Annotated in this window: 12 protein-coding genes; 6 read left to right on the forward strand and 6 right to left on the reverse strand. The window is 70.2% G+C overall.

Features of this window, described 5'->3' with window-relative positions; all coding sequences use genetic code 11:
* Positions 1–65: 65 nt before the first annotated feature.
* On the forward strand, positions 66–1,421 hold the full coding sequence (locus AXA68_RS05465) for a twin-arginine translocase subunit TatC (protein WP_066413868.1): 1,356 nt from the start codon (positions 66–68) through the stop codon (positions 1,419–1,421).
* A 36-nt stretch (positions 1,422–1,457) separates the two neighbouring features.
* On the opposite strand, the gene AXA68_RS05470 is transcribed toward AXA68_RS05465, so the two are convergent.
* Together AXA68_RS05470 and AXA68_RS05475 are read right to left on the reverse strand one after the other, a co-directional pair.
* The gene (locus AXA68_RS05470; RefSeq protein ID WP_066413870.1) at positions 1,458–1,928 is read right to left on the reverse strand and encodes a DUF6653 family protein; all 471 of its coding nucleotides are present in this window, start codon (positions 1,926–1,928) and stop codon (positions 1,458–1,460) included.
* 672 nt (positions 1,929–2,600) lie between these two features.
* Positions 2,601–3,074 (reverse strand): DUF5807 family protein, encoded by a 474-nt coding sequence (locus tag AXA68_RS05475; RefSeq protein ID WP_066413872.1) that lies wholly within the window; start codon positions 3,072–3,074, stop codon positions 2,601–2,603.
* A gap of 294 nt (positions 3,075–3,368) precedes the next feature.
* On the opposite strand from AXA68_RS05475, the gene AXA68_RS05480 reads away from it, so the two are divergent.
* Entirely contained in the window at positions 3,369–5,879 is a 2,511-nt protein-coding gene (locus AXA68_RS05480; protein ID WP_066413876.1) for a DEAD/DEAH box helicase, read from the forward strand.
* A 49-nt stretch (positions 5,880–5,928) separates the two neighbouring features.
* Here AXA68_RS05480 and AXA68_RS05485 read toward each other — a convergent pair whose 3' ends face one another.
* Positions 5,929–6,756 (reverse strand): MBL fold metallo-hydrolase, encoded by an 828-nt coding sequence (locus AXA68_RS05485; RefSeq protein ID WP_066413877.1) that lies wholly within the window; start codon positions 6,754–6,756, stop codon positions 5,929–5,931.
* Between the two features lie 123 nt (positions 6,757–6,879).
* Here AXA68_RS05485 and AXA68_RS05490 point away from each other — a divergent pair, with 123 nt between their 5' ends.
* Positions 6,880–7,932, forward strand: a complete 1,053-nt coding sequence (locus tag AXA68_RS05490; RefSeq protein WP_066413878.1) for a succinylglutamate desuccinylase/aspartoacylase family protein — start codon at positions 6,880–6,882, stop codon at positions 7,930–7,932.
* 58 nt (positions 7,933–7,990) lie between these two features.
* On the opposite strand, the gene AXA68_RS05495 is transcribed toward AXA68_RS05490, so the two are convergent.
* From AXA68_RS05495 to AXA68_RS05505, 3 genes are all read right to left on the reverse strand, one after another.
* Positions 7,991–8,512 carry a Tfx family DNA-binding protein gene (locus tag AXA68_RS05495; protein ID WP_066413879.1) on the reverse strand — a complete coding sequence of 174 codons (522 nt, stop codon included), beginning with the start codon at positions 8,510–8,512 and terminating at the stop codon, positions 7,991–7,993.
* A gap of 193 nt (positions 8,513–8,705) precedes the next feature.
* On the reverse strand, positions 8,706–9,176 hold the full coding sequence (locus tag AXA68_RS05500) for a TRAM domain-containing protein (protein WP_066413880.1): 471 nt from the start codon (positions 9,174–9,176) through the stop codon (positions 8,706–8,708).
* A 196-nt stretch (positions 9,177–9,372) separates the two neighbouring features.
* Positions 9,373–9,720 carry a hypothetical protein gene (locus AXA68_RS05505; RefSeq protein ID WP_066413883.1) on the reverse strand — a complete coding sequence of 116 codons (348 nt, stop codon included), beginning with the start codon at positions 9,718–9,720 and terminating at the stop codon, positions 9,373–9,375.
* 124 nt (positions 9,721–9,844) lie between these two features.
* On the opposite strand from AXA68_RS05505, the gene AXA68_RS05510 reads away from it, so the two are divergent.
* The 3 genes from AXA68_RS05510 (at position 9,845) to purL (ending at position 13,490) form a co-directional block, all read left to right on the forward strand.
* Complete coding sequence (locus tag AXA68_RS05510; RefSeq protein WP_066413885.1) at positions 9,845–10,045, forward strand: hypothetical protein; 201 nt, start codon at positions 9,845–9,847, stop codon at positions 10,043–10,045.
* The gene (locus AXA68_RS05515) at positions 10,042–10,884 is read left to right on the forward strand and encodes a BKACE family enzyme (RefSeq protein WP_066413886.1); all 843 of its coding nucleotides are present in this window, start codon (positions 10,042–10,044) and stop codon (positions 10,882–10,884) included. The genes AXA68_RS05510 and AXA68_RS05515 overlap by 4 nt, the downstream gene beginning before the upstream one ends.
* A 359-nt stretch (positions 10,885–11,243) precedes the next feature.
* Complete coding sequence (purL, locus tag AXA68_RS05520) at positions 11,244–13,490, forward strand: phosphoribosylformylglycinamidine synthase subunit PurL (RefSeq protein ID WP_066413888.1); 2,247 nt, start codon at positions 11,244–11,246, stop codon at positions 13,488–13,490.
* Positions 13,491–13,557 lie beyond the last annotated feature (67 nt).

A 13,557-nucleotide genomic window follows, 5' to 3' on the forward strand; every position in this document is an offset into this window, starting at 1 on the left:
CCCCCCCGCCGCGAGCGACGTCATCCGAAAAGGCCTATAATCACCCGGTGGCGTACCTAAGGTGAATGGACGACGACGACCGGCCGCGCGACGAGCCGTCGGACCCCGAAGACCTGTCGCCGTCGGTCGAATCGGAGCGATCGACTACCCCCGACGACGGGGATCCCGGCTCGGTCGACGGCGAGGGCGACGACCGTGTCGGAGACGAGGGCGTCGAGGGCGACGACGACTCCGCCGGTCAGGGCGACCCTGTCGAGGAGGGCGAAGACGACTCTGCCGAGGGGGACGACCCCGAGGAAGACGAAGCCGAGCCCGCCAGTGGAGGCGGCTCCGTCGAGGAGGACGAGGACGACTCTGCTGAGGAAGAAGGGGGTGAGGACCCCGTTGACGACGACTCGAAGGAGGACTCCGCCGAGGAACATCACTCGGAGGAAGACGCGGACGACTCCGCCAATGACGATGAGGGTGGGTCCACGAGCGAAGACGACCCTGGCGACGAAGACGATTCCGTCCACCCGGACGAAGACGACTCCGTAGAGGATGAAGACGACTCCGTAGAGGATGAAGACGACTCCGGAGAAGACGCAGACGAGGACGGCTCTGCGGGGGAAGACGCCGAGTCCGAATCCGCTCCCGACCCCGCCGGCGACGGCGGCACGACGGCGACCGCCGGGGACGTCGAGGACTTGGAGGGGATCCAAGGCCCCGAGACGGACGAGGAGATGCCGCTCGCGGAGCACATCGAGGAGATGATGCGGCGGCTCGCGGTCGTGTTCCTCTTCGGCGGTCTCGCGACGCTCGTCGCAGTGACGGAGTCGACCGACCTCATCAACTACTTCTGGGGGTACCACATCCCCGCCCCGCTCGAGAACCGCCCGCGGCTGTACGGGCCGCTGGAGCTCCCCCTGACCCGGCTGAAGGTCGCCGGGCTCGCGGGCGTCGTGGTCGGCCTCCCGGCGTTCGTCTACCAGACGTACCGGTTCATGAAGCCCGGCCTCTACGAGAACGAGCGCCGGTACTACCTCGCGGCGGTCCCCACGAGCCTGATCCTCGGCGGGATCGGGATCGCGTTCGCGCACTTCCTCGTGTTGCCCGCGATCTTCTCGTATTTCACCACCTACACCGCCGATGCCGCGACGATCGCCTTCGGGCTCGCGGAGACGTTCAACCTGATCGTGATCATGCTCGCGTTCATGGCGATCGTCTTCCAGATCCCGCTTTTCATCATGCTCGCGATCATGATGAACCTCGTCACGCGCCAGTGGCTCCAGGACAAACGCCTCATCTTCTGGGGCTCGTTCCTCGGGATCGCCTTCCTGTTCAGTCCCGACCCGACCGGGATGGCCCCGATCATCGTCACGCTCACCATGATCGTCCTCTTCGAGGGGACGCTGGCGATCCTGCGCTGGACCGGGAACTGAGCCCCGCCGTCGGCGGCCGTTCTCGATCCGCCGGTCTCACTCGGCGTCCGTTCTCGCCGCGCTCGCCGCACTTCCCGCCTTCGCCGCGTCGTACCGGCTGACGAGCTCGGCGACGAACCCCAGCTTCAACAGGATCGATGCGAGCCCCGCGAGCGCGGCCCGAGCGGGGCGCTTCCGATACGCGGCCAGCAGCGCGTACGCGAAGACGGGGAGGTTGATCAGGTTGAGGACGGCGGGATACGAACGCGACAGGACCGGCTTCCCGCGCTCGTCGACCCACCACCGCTCGGCGAGCACGACGCGGGTCATCCACGCGTCGTCGTCCTCGGGCGGCGAGAACAGGACGGGGTTCACGATCGTGAACGCGAGCGCGAGCGCGGTGAGTTTCCCGCTTCGCCGGTACACGGCGTACAGCAGGAGCGGCGTGATCAGGACCCGGCTCCACCCGCTCTTCGGATTCGCGTGTCGCTTCCAGAGGGCGTCGGGGATCGACTCGAGGGGATCCATGCCCGATCTCGAGTCGCCGAGAGCATAGCGATTTCCCCGACTCGATCGTTCGGACAGTTGATGTTTTACTCTTCAGATAGAGTCTAGTCTGAAATGGCTGATTCCCGGAGAGTGCTTATAGATAGGGTGTTTCGTGAGTGATCGAGGTGAGTAGAAGGAGGTCGTTGCTGGGGCGGTGAACTGTTTCAAAGCCCCAGTCGCGAGGACTCGCGCGGCTCGTTGTCGTTCGAAAGGCGCGAAGCGCCTTTCGTGATGACGAGACGCCTCCGGCGTCTCGAACCACGCGCTTCAGTCACTCACTTCGTTCGCTCCTTCCAGTGTCGCCGGCGGCTCCGCCGCCGGCTGCTCGTGGCGCGTAGCGCCACGCTGCTTACGTCGCCGGGCTTCGTCCTTCCGAGAGACTTCGTCTCTCGACTTCCCGCTCGCTTACGCTCGCGGGAATCGCGACTGCCCCTTTGAGTCCCACCCGACAGCACTGCCCCGCACCTCACGCCTCCCCAGCCTCGCCGCTCGCTCCGCTCGCGGCGTCCCTCGCGGGCGGTTCGCGGTCGCCTACGGCGACCACTCACCGGCGCGCCACCCCTCGGGCGATCGCTCACTCTCTCATCTGTACTGGCCACATCCAACTCATAGCGATCTCTACAGCGCCGTCTTCACGGTTCGACGGTCGCGCTACGCCCGCTCGCCGACGACCCACTTGTGCGAGTAGCTCTCCCCGCAGGTACAGTGCGCGTACGCGTGGATCACGTCACCCTCGGCGTAGAGGCCCCCCACTTCCGGGTTCTCTCCCTCGGCGAACGCGAACACGAACCGGACCTCGTGGTCGTCGCCATCGTCGTCGCCATCGTCGTCGCTGTCGTCGCTATCGCCGTCGTCGCCGGCGAACGGACACTCGCCCCCGTCGAGCGAGCGGGCGATCGCGCCCTCGTTGGCCATCGCCTCCTTCGCGAACTCCATCGCGCCCATGCCGGTCCCGGCCTGAAACGCCGAGCGGCCGGTCTCGCCGTCGAGGACGAGACGAACCCCGTCGTCGGTCTCGGTGCCGACCTCGCGGAGCCGCGAGTCGTCGTCGAGGAACGCGTCGCTCAGGTAGAACACGACGTCGTCGAGCCGGTCGCCGGCGAGGAACGCCTCGAGCTTGCTCATGCCGGGCGGAGGCGCGTGAACCCTAAAAGGGGTGCGAGTCGCGGCCGCAGCGTGTCGGGCCGTGAGGGCCGGAACCGATCCCGGCGAGACTGGAATCGGGGTAAGTGTTAATACGAACCACGGAGATCCGTCAGCCGATGAGCACGCAAACCCCGTCTGGAGACCGGCTCGTCGAGTGGGCGAGGCTGGTCGACGAGGACGTGCCGGAGGAGGTCCGAGAGGACCGTCCCGGCGACCGATAACTTTCACCCCGGTTCGCGAAGCCTTTAGGCTGAGGGCGGCGAAGCGTCGCCGATGGCGACCGAGGCCACCGGCATCGATCACCCGTTGCTCGTCGACGACTTCCTCCAGTCCCGCCGCTACCAGCTTCGACTGGCCGACGCCGCGCTCGACGACCACACCCTGGTGTGTCTCCCCACCGGCCTCGGCAAGACCACGGTGAGCCTGCTCGTCACCGCGAGACGACTTCACGAGGCGGGCGGGACCGCTCTGTTTCTGGCCCCCACCAAGCCGCTCGTCCAGCAGCACGCGGAGTTCTACCGCGAGGCGATGGCGATCCCGGACGACGAGATCGTCGTGTTCACCGGCGACGTGAAGCCCGAGGACCGAGCGGCGCTGTTCGGCGACGCCCGCGTCGTGATCGCGACGCCGCAGGTGATCGAGAACGACCTCGTCGGCAACCGGATCTCGCTTCGTGACGTGACCCACCTGACCTTCGACGAGTGCCACCGCGCGACCGGCGACTACGCGTACGTCTACATCGCCGAGCGCTACCACGCCGACGCCGCCGACCCGCTCGTGACGGGGATGTCGGCCTCCCCCGGCGGCGACATCGAGGAGATCGAGACCGTCTGTGAGAACCTCGGGCTGACGAACGTGGAGGTGATGACGGAGGAGGACGCCGACGTCGACGAGTACACCCACGACACCGACGTGCGCTGGGAGCGCGTCACGCTCCCCGAGGAGGTACTGGAGATCCGCGACGCGCTGAACGAGGTGATCAAAGACCGCCTGGAGAAGCTGAAGTCGCTCGGCGTGACGAACACGACGAGCCCGGACCTCTCCCAGCGCGACCTCAACGAGATGCGCGGGAAGCTGAAGCGGATGATGGACAACGACCAGTCGGACGGCTACAAGGGGATGAGCACCCACGCCGAGGTGATGAAGCTCCGCCGGGCGGTCGAACTCGTCGAGACGCAGTCGGTGGAGTCGGTCCGGCGGTACTTCGAGCGCCAGCGCGAGGCCGCCCGCTCGTCGGGGGCGTCGAAGGCGAGCCAGCGGATGGTCGCGGAGCCCAAAGTGCGGGAGGCGATGCGGAAGGCCGAGTCGTTCGACGGGCTCCATCCCAAATTCTCGAAGGCGCGGATCCTGCTCGCGGAGACGCTCGGGATCAACGAGGGCGAGCGCGCGATCCTCTTCACGGAGTCGAGAGACACCGCGGAGGCGCTCGTCGAGTTCCTCGAGGCGAGCTTCGACGTCCGGAAGTTCGTCGGCCAGGGCGACAAGGAGGGGTCGGACGGCATGAGCCAGAAACAGCAGCAGGAGACGCTCGAGGAGTTCAAAGCCGGGGAGTTCGAGGTGCTCGTCTCCACGAGCGTCGCCGAGGAGGGCCTCGACGTACCCGAGGTCGACCTCGTCTGTTTCTACGAGCCGGTCCCCACCGCGATCCGGTCGATCCAGCGCAAGGGACGGACCGGGCGGCAGGCGGAGGGGAAGGTCGTCGTGTTGATGGCCGAGGACACCCGCGACGAGGCGTTCTTCTGGATCTCCAGGCGGCGCGAGAAGGAGATGGCGAGCCAGCTCGCCGACCTGAAGGCCGCCACCGACGACATCGAGGACATGGTCGGGGACGACGGACAGGCCGGGCTCGACGCGTTCGCCGGCGGTGGTTCCGCTGCCGCCGACGCGGACGGCGCCACCGGCAGCGACGCGGACGACGCCACTGGCGAGACCGCCGCCGCCGCCGACGCGGACGCGGACGGCGGAGACGACGATCCCGGCCTGACCGACTTCGCCGCGGAGGCTCGCGAGGGCGGAGACGGCGAGAACGGCGCCCAGGACGACGGCAACAGTCGAGGCGGCGACGACGGCGCGGACGGCGACAGCCATGCCGGGAACGACGAGAACGCCGTCGTCGCGACCGCCGGCGTCGACGAGGGGGTCGAGGTCGTGATCGACCAGCGCGAGCTCGACTCCTCCATCGCGAAGGACCTCTCGACGCGGGACGGACTACTCACCCGGCTGGAAACGCTCGCCGTGGGGGACTACGTGCTCTCGGACCGGGTCGCCGTCGAGCGGAAGTCGGCGGCGGACTTCGTCGACTCCATGCTCGATTCCGACCGCTCGATGTTCGAACAGGTCGGCGAGCTGTCGCGGGCGTACGCCCGCCCCGTGTTGGTCGTCGAGGGAACGAACCTCTACGGCCAGCGCGACATCGATCCCAACGCGATCCGCGGCGCGCTCGCGTCGCTCGCGGTCGACTTCGGGATCAGCGTCCTCCGGACCGAAGGCGAGACGGACACCACGGAGCTGCTCGCGACGATCGCCAGACGCGAGCAGGAGACCCGCGACCGCGAGGTGAGCGTCCACGGCGAGAAGACGACGAAGACCCGCGCGGAACAACAGGAGTACGTCGTCTCCTCCATCGCCGACATCGGCCCGATCACCGCACGCGCGCTGCTCGAGCACTTCGGCTCGGTCGAGGCGGTGATGACCGCCCCGGAGGACGACTTACTCGAGGTTGAGGGGGTCGGCCCGGTGACCGCCGAGCGCATCCGCGAGGTCGTCGGGAGCGAGTACGAGTGAGCGGCCGACCCAGCGCGGCCGACCGCGGTCGCGACCGACCGGTTCCCTTCTACAGCTCGTAGGTCTCGCCGTCGACCGCGAGCGGCTCCGCGAACGCCTCCTCCGGCGGGTAGAAGTGCGCGACGTGGACGAGTCGCGTCCGGTCGGCGTCCAGGTCCTCGGCGAGCGCGAGCGCCCCCTCCCGGGTCATGTGTTTCGTGCCGAACGTGCGCGGGACGCCGTCGGGACCCTCGTGTCGCCCGCCGATCGGGTGGTGTTCACACAGCGAGGCGGGGACGATGGCGTCGGCGAGCAGGAGGTCCGCGTCGGCGAGCGCCTCCCGGGAGCGCTCGGGCACGTCGTAGCTCGTGTCGCCCGTCAACGACAGTTTCCCGCCGGTCTCGGGGTCCTCGATGACGACGCCGAAACACAGGAGGGGCGGGTGGTCGACCGGGACGAACCGGACCTCGAACCCACAGGTCTCGAACGGCTCGAACGGCTCGCGCGAGTGGACGCCGATCCGGTCCTCGAGGTAGTCGTACTTCCGGCGGACCGTCTCGGCGACGCTCTCGTCGGTCGCCGGATCCGTCTCGTCCGGCGCGTGGACGGGAAGCCCGTCGACGAGCCGGTAGACGTTGCCGAGCCCGTCGAGATGGTCGAAGTGGATGTGCGTCACGATCCCGGCGTCCGGCAGCCCCACGTCGTTGTCCAAAAACTGGCTCCGGAAGTCGGGGCTGAAATCGACCAGCAGCGACTCGCCGGTCCGCTCGTTCTCGACGTGGACCGAGAACCGCGAGCGCGATATCCCGCGCTCGCGCGCCTCGCGACAGGTGTCACAGTCGCAGCCGACGGTGGGCGTCCCCGTCGTGTCGCCGGTTCCGAGGAGGGTGACCCGCATCTCGTGGTGGGCTCCTCGCCGCACGGCCTTAGCGTCCGTGATCGGGAAACCGGCTTTGGCCCCAGTCGACCGTCGTCGCTCGCGACCCGGGTTTATAAGCGAGTCCGGCACCACGCCTGGGGTATGTACGACAGCCGCGAGCTCGTCCTCGCACGGCTCCCGTCCGGCGTCCCGATCCGCACGACCGTCCACGTCTACGGCGAGGGCAGCCTCGTCGAAGGCGAGGAGGGTCCCGAGCTCGATGTCCCCGACGACGGCGGTCCCGTCGTCTACGCGCAGGCGGCCCAGCACGGCCGCGAGGTGAACGGCGCAGCCGTCCTCCGGCGGCTCCACGAACGGCTGACGGGCGGGGACGGGGAGGGTGACGCCGACGCCGGAAACGGCGACGCCGTCGACGATGACGTCCGCGGAACGCTCGTGAGCGTCCCGGTGGCGGACCCGCTCACGTTCGATCACGTCTCCTACACGACGCCCGAGTCGCTCGACTCGATCAACGCCAACATGAACCGCTGTTGGCCCGGCGACTCCGACGGGACGCTCCACGAGCGGATGGCCGCGCGGCTCTGGCCGTTCGCGAGCGCGGCCGACGCGGTCGTCGACCTCCACACCGGCTCGCCGACCATGCTCACCCACACGGTCTACATGCGCGGCGACGAGGCCTGTCGAGGGCTCGCGGAGGCGTTCGGCACCGACCTCCTGTTGGCGGAGGCCGCCGGCGACGACGCGGACACGGAGTGGGCGGAGCGGAACTTCGGCGGGAAGTTCCGTGTGGCCGCCACCCGCGAGGGGATCCCGACGATCACGCCCGAGCTCGCGCACAGCCGCGAGATCGTCGAGGAGGCGGTCGAGACCGGCGTCGACGGGATGGTCGGCGTCCTGCGACACGAGGGCGTGCTCGCCGGCGACCCCGACCCGTGGGAGGGGACCGTCGCCCGCAACCACCTCGGGCGGGTGACCGCGGCCGACTCCGGGCTGTTCCGGGCGGAGCCCGACCTCGCGATCGGCGACGAGGTGACGGACGGGGAGCGGCTCGGCGAGGTGTACGACCCGGCGACCTTCGAGACGCTCCAGGTCGCCGAGGCGGACCGCGACGGGATCGTCTACTCCGTCGCCCGCGAGTCGACCGTCACCGCGGGCGCGACGCTGGTGGGCGTCGCCGAGCGGATCGAGGAGTGAACCGGCGGCGGTGCGGCTCCGCAAGCGGGCGTCACCGCAGTTACCGCAGTTACCGCGGTCACCGCACCCGGATCCGACCGTCCGCGGCGACCGTGACGAGCAGGCGCTCGCGGACCTCCCGGCCGTACACCGCGTCGCCGGCGCGCTCGCCGATGGTCTTCATCAGGTCCGGCGCGGTCTGGCTCACCTTCACGCCCGCCTCGTCGCAGGCGTCGTACACCCGCTGTGGCGCGTCGTAGAGGTCGGTTCCCGCGGGGATCTCGACGCGAACCGGGGCGGAGAGCGCCTCGGCGAACGCGACGGTCTCCTTCGCGCGCTCGACGTTGTCGCGCGCGCTCGCCTCGACGCTGGAGACGTTCGCGCGCGAGGTCCCCAGCCGGTCGGCGATGTCCGACTGTCGGAGCCCCCGCTCGCGGAGCGCGAGGACCTCCGCCTGCCGCTCGGTGAGCACGCTCGCGTCGGCGTCGAAGCCGGCGCGTGCTAACAGTTCCGCGGCGTCGACGTCGTCCGCGTCGACGACGTCGTCCGGGGCGTCGACATCGTCCGCGGCGTCCGCGGGGGAGGCGTCGTCTGCGACCATGGCTCGACCGACGGGACGGGCGGTGAAAAAACGGCGGTTTCGGCGGGGACGCGACGACCGACGGAGCGGCGGTCGTCGGGGGTCGGGGCGAGTCGGATCGGCGGGGGTCGGGTCGGCGGTGATCGGATCGGTGGGGTCGGGTCGGATCGGCGGCGCGTGGACTGTCCGTGGGGTGACCCGACCCCGGTCCGCCTCACTTGCCCCAGAAGTTCTCGCGGCTGCCGAGCCGCTCGCGGTCGGTGCGGCTCGGGCGGTCCCGCTCGTCGTCCTCGTCGTCCTCGTCGCTCCCGTCGCGGTCGGCGTCGTCTCCCTCCTCCTCGTCGGGGTCGTCCGGGAGCCGCTCGACTATCTCCTGGGCGGTCGCGTGGCTGGATTTCACGCGGTGGATCGACACCACGGCGCGGGCGGGCGGGAGCAGCCCGTCGACGAGCACGATGAACCCGTCGTCGGTGCGGCCGACCCCGGCCCCGCTCTCGTGGATGTCGTCGACCTCGACGACGACCTCCTCGCCGGGCTGGACCGGCTGTCGTTTGAGCTCGTAGATCGGCATGTCGTAGTGGTTGCACCACTCGGCACCCCCCTTGTTGCCGTAGTGTTGACACCCCATGCCCTGGATCCGTTCGTCGAAACTGGGGCAGTCGTCGGCGAGTGGACAGTCCGCCATACAGTAGGTCAGACCGGCGGCCGTTGTAAACGTTTTCGACTCTCCGGGTGTGAAACGCCGAGAACGACCGGCTCGTTCGGGTGAAAATCCGGAGATTCGGGGTCTCGGGGATCTCGGCGTCGCCGGCTCTCGACCGTGTCCGACGCATCTCCGGGCTCGCGGCCGGCTCCGGAGGGTCCCCGCGCCCGACCCGCCCTCACAGGAACTCGCGGACCTCGGAGTACCACATGTCGTGGTGGTCGACCGCGCCGACCGCGTCCGCGACGTCGACGGCGATGGCGTGCCAGCACCGCTCCGCGGGGTCCTCGGGGTCGAGGTTGTACGTCGCGTCCGCGCAGTCGCAGCCGCCGTCCTCGACGACGTACTCGTCCTCGTGGCCGACGACGACCGTGAAATCGCGGTAGCGCTTCACTCGTCCCTCCCCGACCGCCTCGATCGCGCGCTTCCCGCGGTCGCCGTGTTCCCCGACGATCGCGGCGGCGATCGGGCCGGTGAGTTCGCCGGCCGCCTCGATCGCCGTCCGCCAGTCGTCGACCGGCTCCATGGCCCGTCCTTTTCGGGCGGCCGGTTAAATCCCGTCGGTGGCGCGTCGGAGCGGCGGACTCGCGGGGCGGGAGGAAAGGGACCCCGAGGAGTGGTTTCAAGCCGCCTCCCTCCGATGACCGGGCATGAGCGAGACGTGTCCGCACCTGGAGTACCGAGAGGAGGGCGACGGGCGGTCGTTCGATGTCGCCCGCGCGTTCTGTACCGTGACGGGATCGTTCGTCCAGCCGATGCGCGCGGACGTCTGTAACGCCCGACACGGGCTCGACCCGACGACCGACTGCGAGTTCTACGTCGCCCCCGACGGCGGGACCGCGGAGCGATGACCTACGACGAGTACCTCGACGGGAAGCCGGTCGTGATCACCGCGGCGCTCACCGGCGGCGTCCACGGGAAGGAGGCGCACCCGGACCTCCCTGAGACGCCGACCGAGATCGCCGAGGCCGCGGCGGCCTGCGAGCGAGCGGGCGCGAGCATCCTCCACCTCCACGCGCGCCGCGAGAACGGCGAGCGCGCGTTCTCGACCGAGCGGTTCCAGGAGGTGACCGACGCGGTGCGCGAGGCGACCGACGACGTCGTGATCCAGCACTCGACGGGCGGCACCGCCGCGTCGAACGACCTCAGACACGAGCCGCTCCGGACCGACCCCGCCCCGGAGATGGCGTCGCTCGACATGGGGCCGCTCAACCGCTACGACCGGCTCACCTCCGAGAACACCCGAGAGCTCGTCTCGTCGCTCCACGACGAGATGCGCGAGCGGAACATCAAACCCGAACTCGAGGTGTTCAACGACGGCCACCTCAACGAGTCGCTCGCGGTCCTCGAGGAGTTCGAGGAGCCGCCGTACCTCAACTTCCTCTTCGGCGGCGGCACCACGTCGCCGCCGCACCCGCGGAACCTCGTCAACCGCGTCGAGGGGTTGCCCGAGCGCGTCGAGTTCAACGTGATCGGCCTCGGCCGCCACCAGCTTCCGATGACGACGCAGTCGCTGCTTCTCGGCGGCCACGTCCGGGTCGGGCTGGAGGACAACCGCTACTACGAGCGGGGCGAACTCGCCACCAACGAGGATCTCGTCGCGCGGGCGGCCCGGATCGCGGCGGAGCTGGGTCGGCCGGTGGCGACCCCCGCGGAGACGCGGGAGCTGCTGGGATTGCGGGGACGGTAGCAGCTTCTCGAACGGTGGCGCGCCTCCGAGCGAGCCATCGGCTCGCGAGGAGCCCGCGAGGGACGCGGCGACTGGAAGGAGCCGCGAGGCTGGGGAGGCGTGAGGTGCGGGACGGTTGCGGTCGGAGGGACTCAAAGGGGCAGTCGCGAGGGCGAAGACGCGCGAAGCAAGCACCGAAGGGAGCGAGTGAAACGAGCGACCGAGGAGCACAGCGAGCGCATCGAGTCCTCGCGACTGGGGCTTTGGCGGTGTTCACTGCGTCAACAACGACGTACAGCCGATCGAGACGATTCGCCAGCGATACCCACGAACGTGCGCATAGAAAAGCATTAGAACGGGCTCGATAACCACGTAAGTGAATGAGTCTGTCCGAGCCGGACCACGAGCTCGTCGTCGCGGAGCTCGGCCGGGAGCCGACGGCGGCCGAGGCCGCGCTGTTCGAGAACCTCTGGAGCGAGCACTGCGCGTACCGCTCCTCGCGGCCCCTGCTGTCGGCGTTCGACAGCGAGGGCGACCAGGTCGTCGTCGGCCCCGGCGACGACGCCGCCGTGCTCGCGCTGCCGACCCCCGAGGCGGCCGACGCACCGGCCGGAGAGCGCGACGCCGACGACTACGGCGATACCTACGTCACGTTCGGGATCGAGAGCCACAACCACCCCTCCTACGTCGACCCGTTCGACGGCGCGGCCACCGGCGTCGGCGGCATCGTCCGCGACACGATGAGCATGGGCGCGTACCCGATCGCCCTGCTCGACTCGCTGTACTTCGGCGACTTCGGGAGCGAGGAGTCGCGGTACCTCTTCGAGGGCGTCGTCGAGGGGATCTCCCACTACGGCAACTGTATCGGCGTCCCCACGGTCGGCGGCAGCGTCGCCTTCCACGACGGCTACGAGGGGAACCCGCTCGTCAACGTCGCCTGCGTCGGCGTCACCGACGCGGACCGGCTCGTCACCGCGACCGCAGAGGAGCCGGGCAACAAGCTGGTGCTCGTCGGCAACGCGACCGGCCGCGACGGGCTGGGCGGGGCCTCCTTCGCGAGCGAGGACCTCGCCGAGGACGCCGAGACCGAGGACCGCCCCGCGGTCCAGGTCGGCGACCCCTACGCCGAGAAGCGGCTGATCGAGTGTAACGAGGCGCTGGTCGACGAGGACCTCGTCGTCGCCGCGCGCGACCTCGGCGCGGCCGGCCTCGGCGGGGCCTCCTCCGAACTCGTCGCGAAGGGCGGGCTCGGCGCGGCGATCGACCTCGGGGCGGTCCACCAGCGCGAGCCGAACATGAACGCCTTAGAGATCCTGCTCGCGGAGAGCCAGGAGCGGATGTGTTACGAGGTCGCCCCCGACGACGTCGACCGCGTGCGCGCGCTCGCAGAGCGGTTCGACCTCGGCTGTTCGGTCATCGGCGAGGTGACCGACGGCGACTACGTCTGTACGTTCGACGGCGAGACCGTCGTCGACGTCGACGCCGAGTTCCTCGCGGACGGCGCGCCCATGAACGACCTCCCGTCGACGGAGCCGGCCGAGCCGGAGCGCGACCTGCCCGAGCCCGACCTCGGGGACGCCTTCGAGGCGGTCGTCTCGGACCCCAACGCCGCCAGCAAGCGCTGGGTGTACCGCCAGTACGACCACGAGGTCGGGACGCGGACCGCGATGAAGCCCGGCGACGACGCCGCGATCCTCGCGATGCGCGAGACGGCCGCGGGCGCGACTCCGGACGACCCGGAGCCCGTCGAGGACGGGGCCGGCGCGGCCGACGGTACCGACGACGCGACCGGCGTCGGGCTGGCGCTCTCCTCGGGCGCGAACCCCCGCTGGACGAGCGTCGCGCCCTACGACGGGGCGCGCGCGGTCGCGCTGGAGAACGCGACGAACCTCGCGGCGAAGGGCGCGGTCCCGCTCGCCGCCGTCGACTGCCTCAACGGCGGCAACCCGGAGAAGCCGGACGTGTACGGCGGCTTCGAGGCGATCGTCGACGGGCTGGCGGACGCGTGTGCCGCCCTCGACGCGCCGGTCGTCGGCGGCAACGTCTCGCTGTACAACGACAGCGTCGAGGGGCCGATCCCGCCGACGCCGACGCTCGCGGTGCTCGGCACGCGCGCGGGCTACGACGCCCCGCCGGCCCGGCTCGACGGCGACGCCGCGGGCGACTCCGAACTCCTCGTCGTCGGCCACGCGGGCGACGGGCTCGGCGGCTCGGCGTACCTCGCGGCGGCCGGCGGGTCGGACCGGTTCCCGACGCTGCCCGAGGAGCCGGCGGCCGTCGTCTCGTCGCTCGCGGCGGTCGCGCGCCACGAGGCCACCCTCGCGAGCCACGACGCCAGCGACGGCGGGCTCGCGGTCGCGCTCGCGGAGCTCGTCGACGACGACGCGGGCGCGGACGTGTCGCTGCCGGACCGCGCGGCGGCCTTCGAGGAGACGCCGGGCCGGATCGTCGTCCAGACGACCGACCCCGACGCGGTCGCCGATCTGGCCGGCGACCTCCCCGTCTTCCGGCTCGGGGAGGTGACAACGGACGGCACGCTGTCGCTGTCGGTCGGCGAGGAGTCGATCGCGGTCGACGCCGACGCGGTTCGGGAGCTCCGCGGCGTGATCGACCGCGAGCTGGCCTGAAACGGGCGTACTCGTTCCTCCTCGAGCGCTTCGCATCTGCCGGTCGGCCGCCCCTCCCGAGAGCCGC

This window comes from Halorubrum aethiopicum (assembly GCF_001542905.1).
GTDB classification, from domain to species: Archaea; Halobacteriota; Halobacteria; order Halobacteriales; family Haloferacaceae; genus Halorubrum; species Halorubrum aethiopicum.

Coding starts and splice junctions, on each gene's coding strand:
- AXA68_RS05465 (WP_066413868.1), top strand. CDS start 66: ATGGACGACGACGACCGGCCGCGCGACGAGCCGTCGGACCCCGAAGAC.
- AXA68_RS05470 (WP_066413870.1), bottom strand. CDS start 1,928: ATGGATCCCCTCGAGTCGATCCCCGACGCCCTCTGGAAGCGACACGCG.
- AXA68_RS05475 (WP_066413872.1), bottom strand. CDS start 3,074: ATGAGCAAGCTCGAGGCGTTCCTCGCCGGCGACCGGCTCGACGACGTC.
- AXA68_RS05480 (WP_066413876.1), top strand. CDS start 3,369: ATGGCGACCGAGGCCACCGGCATCGATCACCCGTTGCTCGTCGACGAC.
- AXA68_RS05485 (WP_066413877.1), bottom strand. CDS start 6,756: ATGCGGGTCACCCTCCTCGGAACCGGCGACACGACGGGGACGCCCACC.
- AXA68_RS05490 (WP_066413878.1), top strand. CDS start 6,880: ATGTACGACAGCCGCGAGCTCGTCCTCGCACGGCTCCCGTCCGGCGTC.
- AXA68_RS05495 (WP_066413879.1), bottom strand. CDS start 8,512: ATGGTCGCAGACGACGCCTCCCCCGCGGACGCCGCGGACGATGTCGAC.
- AXA68_RS05500 (WP_066413880.1), bottom strand. CDS start 9,176: ATGGCGGACTGTCCACTCGCCGACGACTGCCCCAGTTTCGACGAACGG.
- AXA68_RS05505 (WP_066413883.1), bottom strand. CDS start 9,720: ATGGAGCCGGTCGACGACTGGCGGACGGCGATCGAGGCGGCCGGCGAA.
- AXA68_RS05510 (WP_066413885.1), top strand. CDS start 9,845: ATGAGCGAGACGTGTCCGCACCTGGAGTACCGAGAGGAGGGCGACGGG.
- AXA68_RS05515 (WP_066413886.1), top strand. CDS start 10,042: ATGACCTACGACGAGTACCTCGACGGGAAGCCGGTCGTGATCACCGCG.
- purL (WP_066413888.1), top strand. CDS start 11,244: ATGAGTCTGTCCGAGCCGGACCACGAGCTCGTCGTCGCGGAGCTCGGC.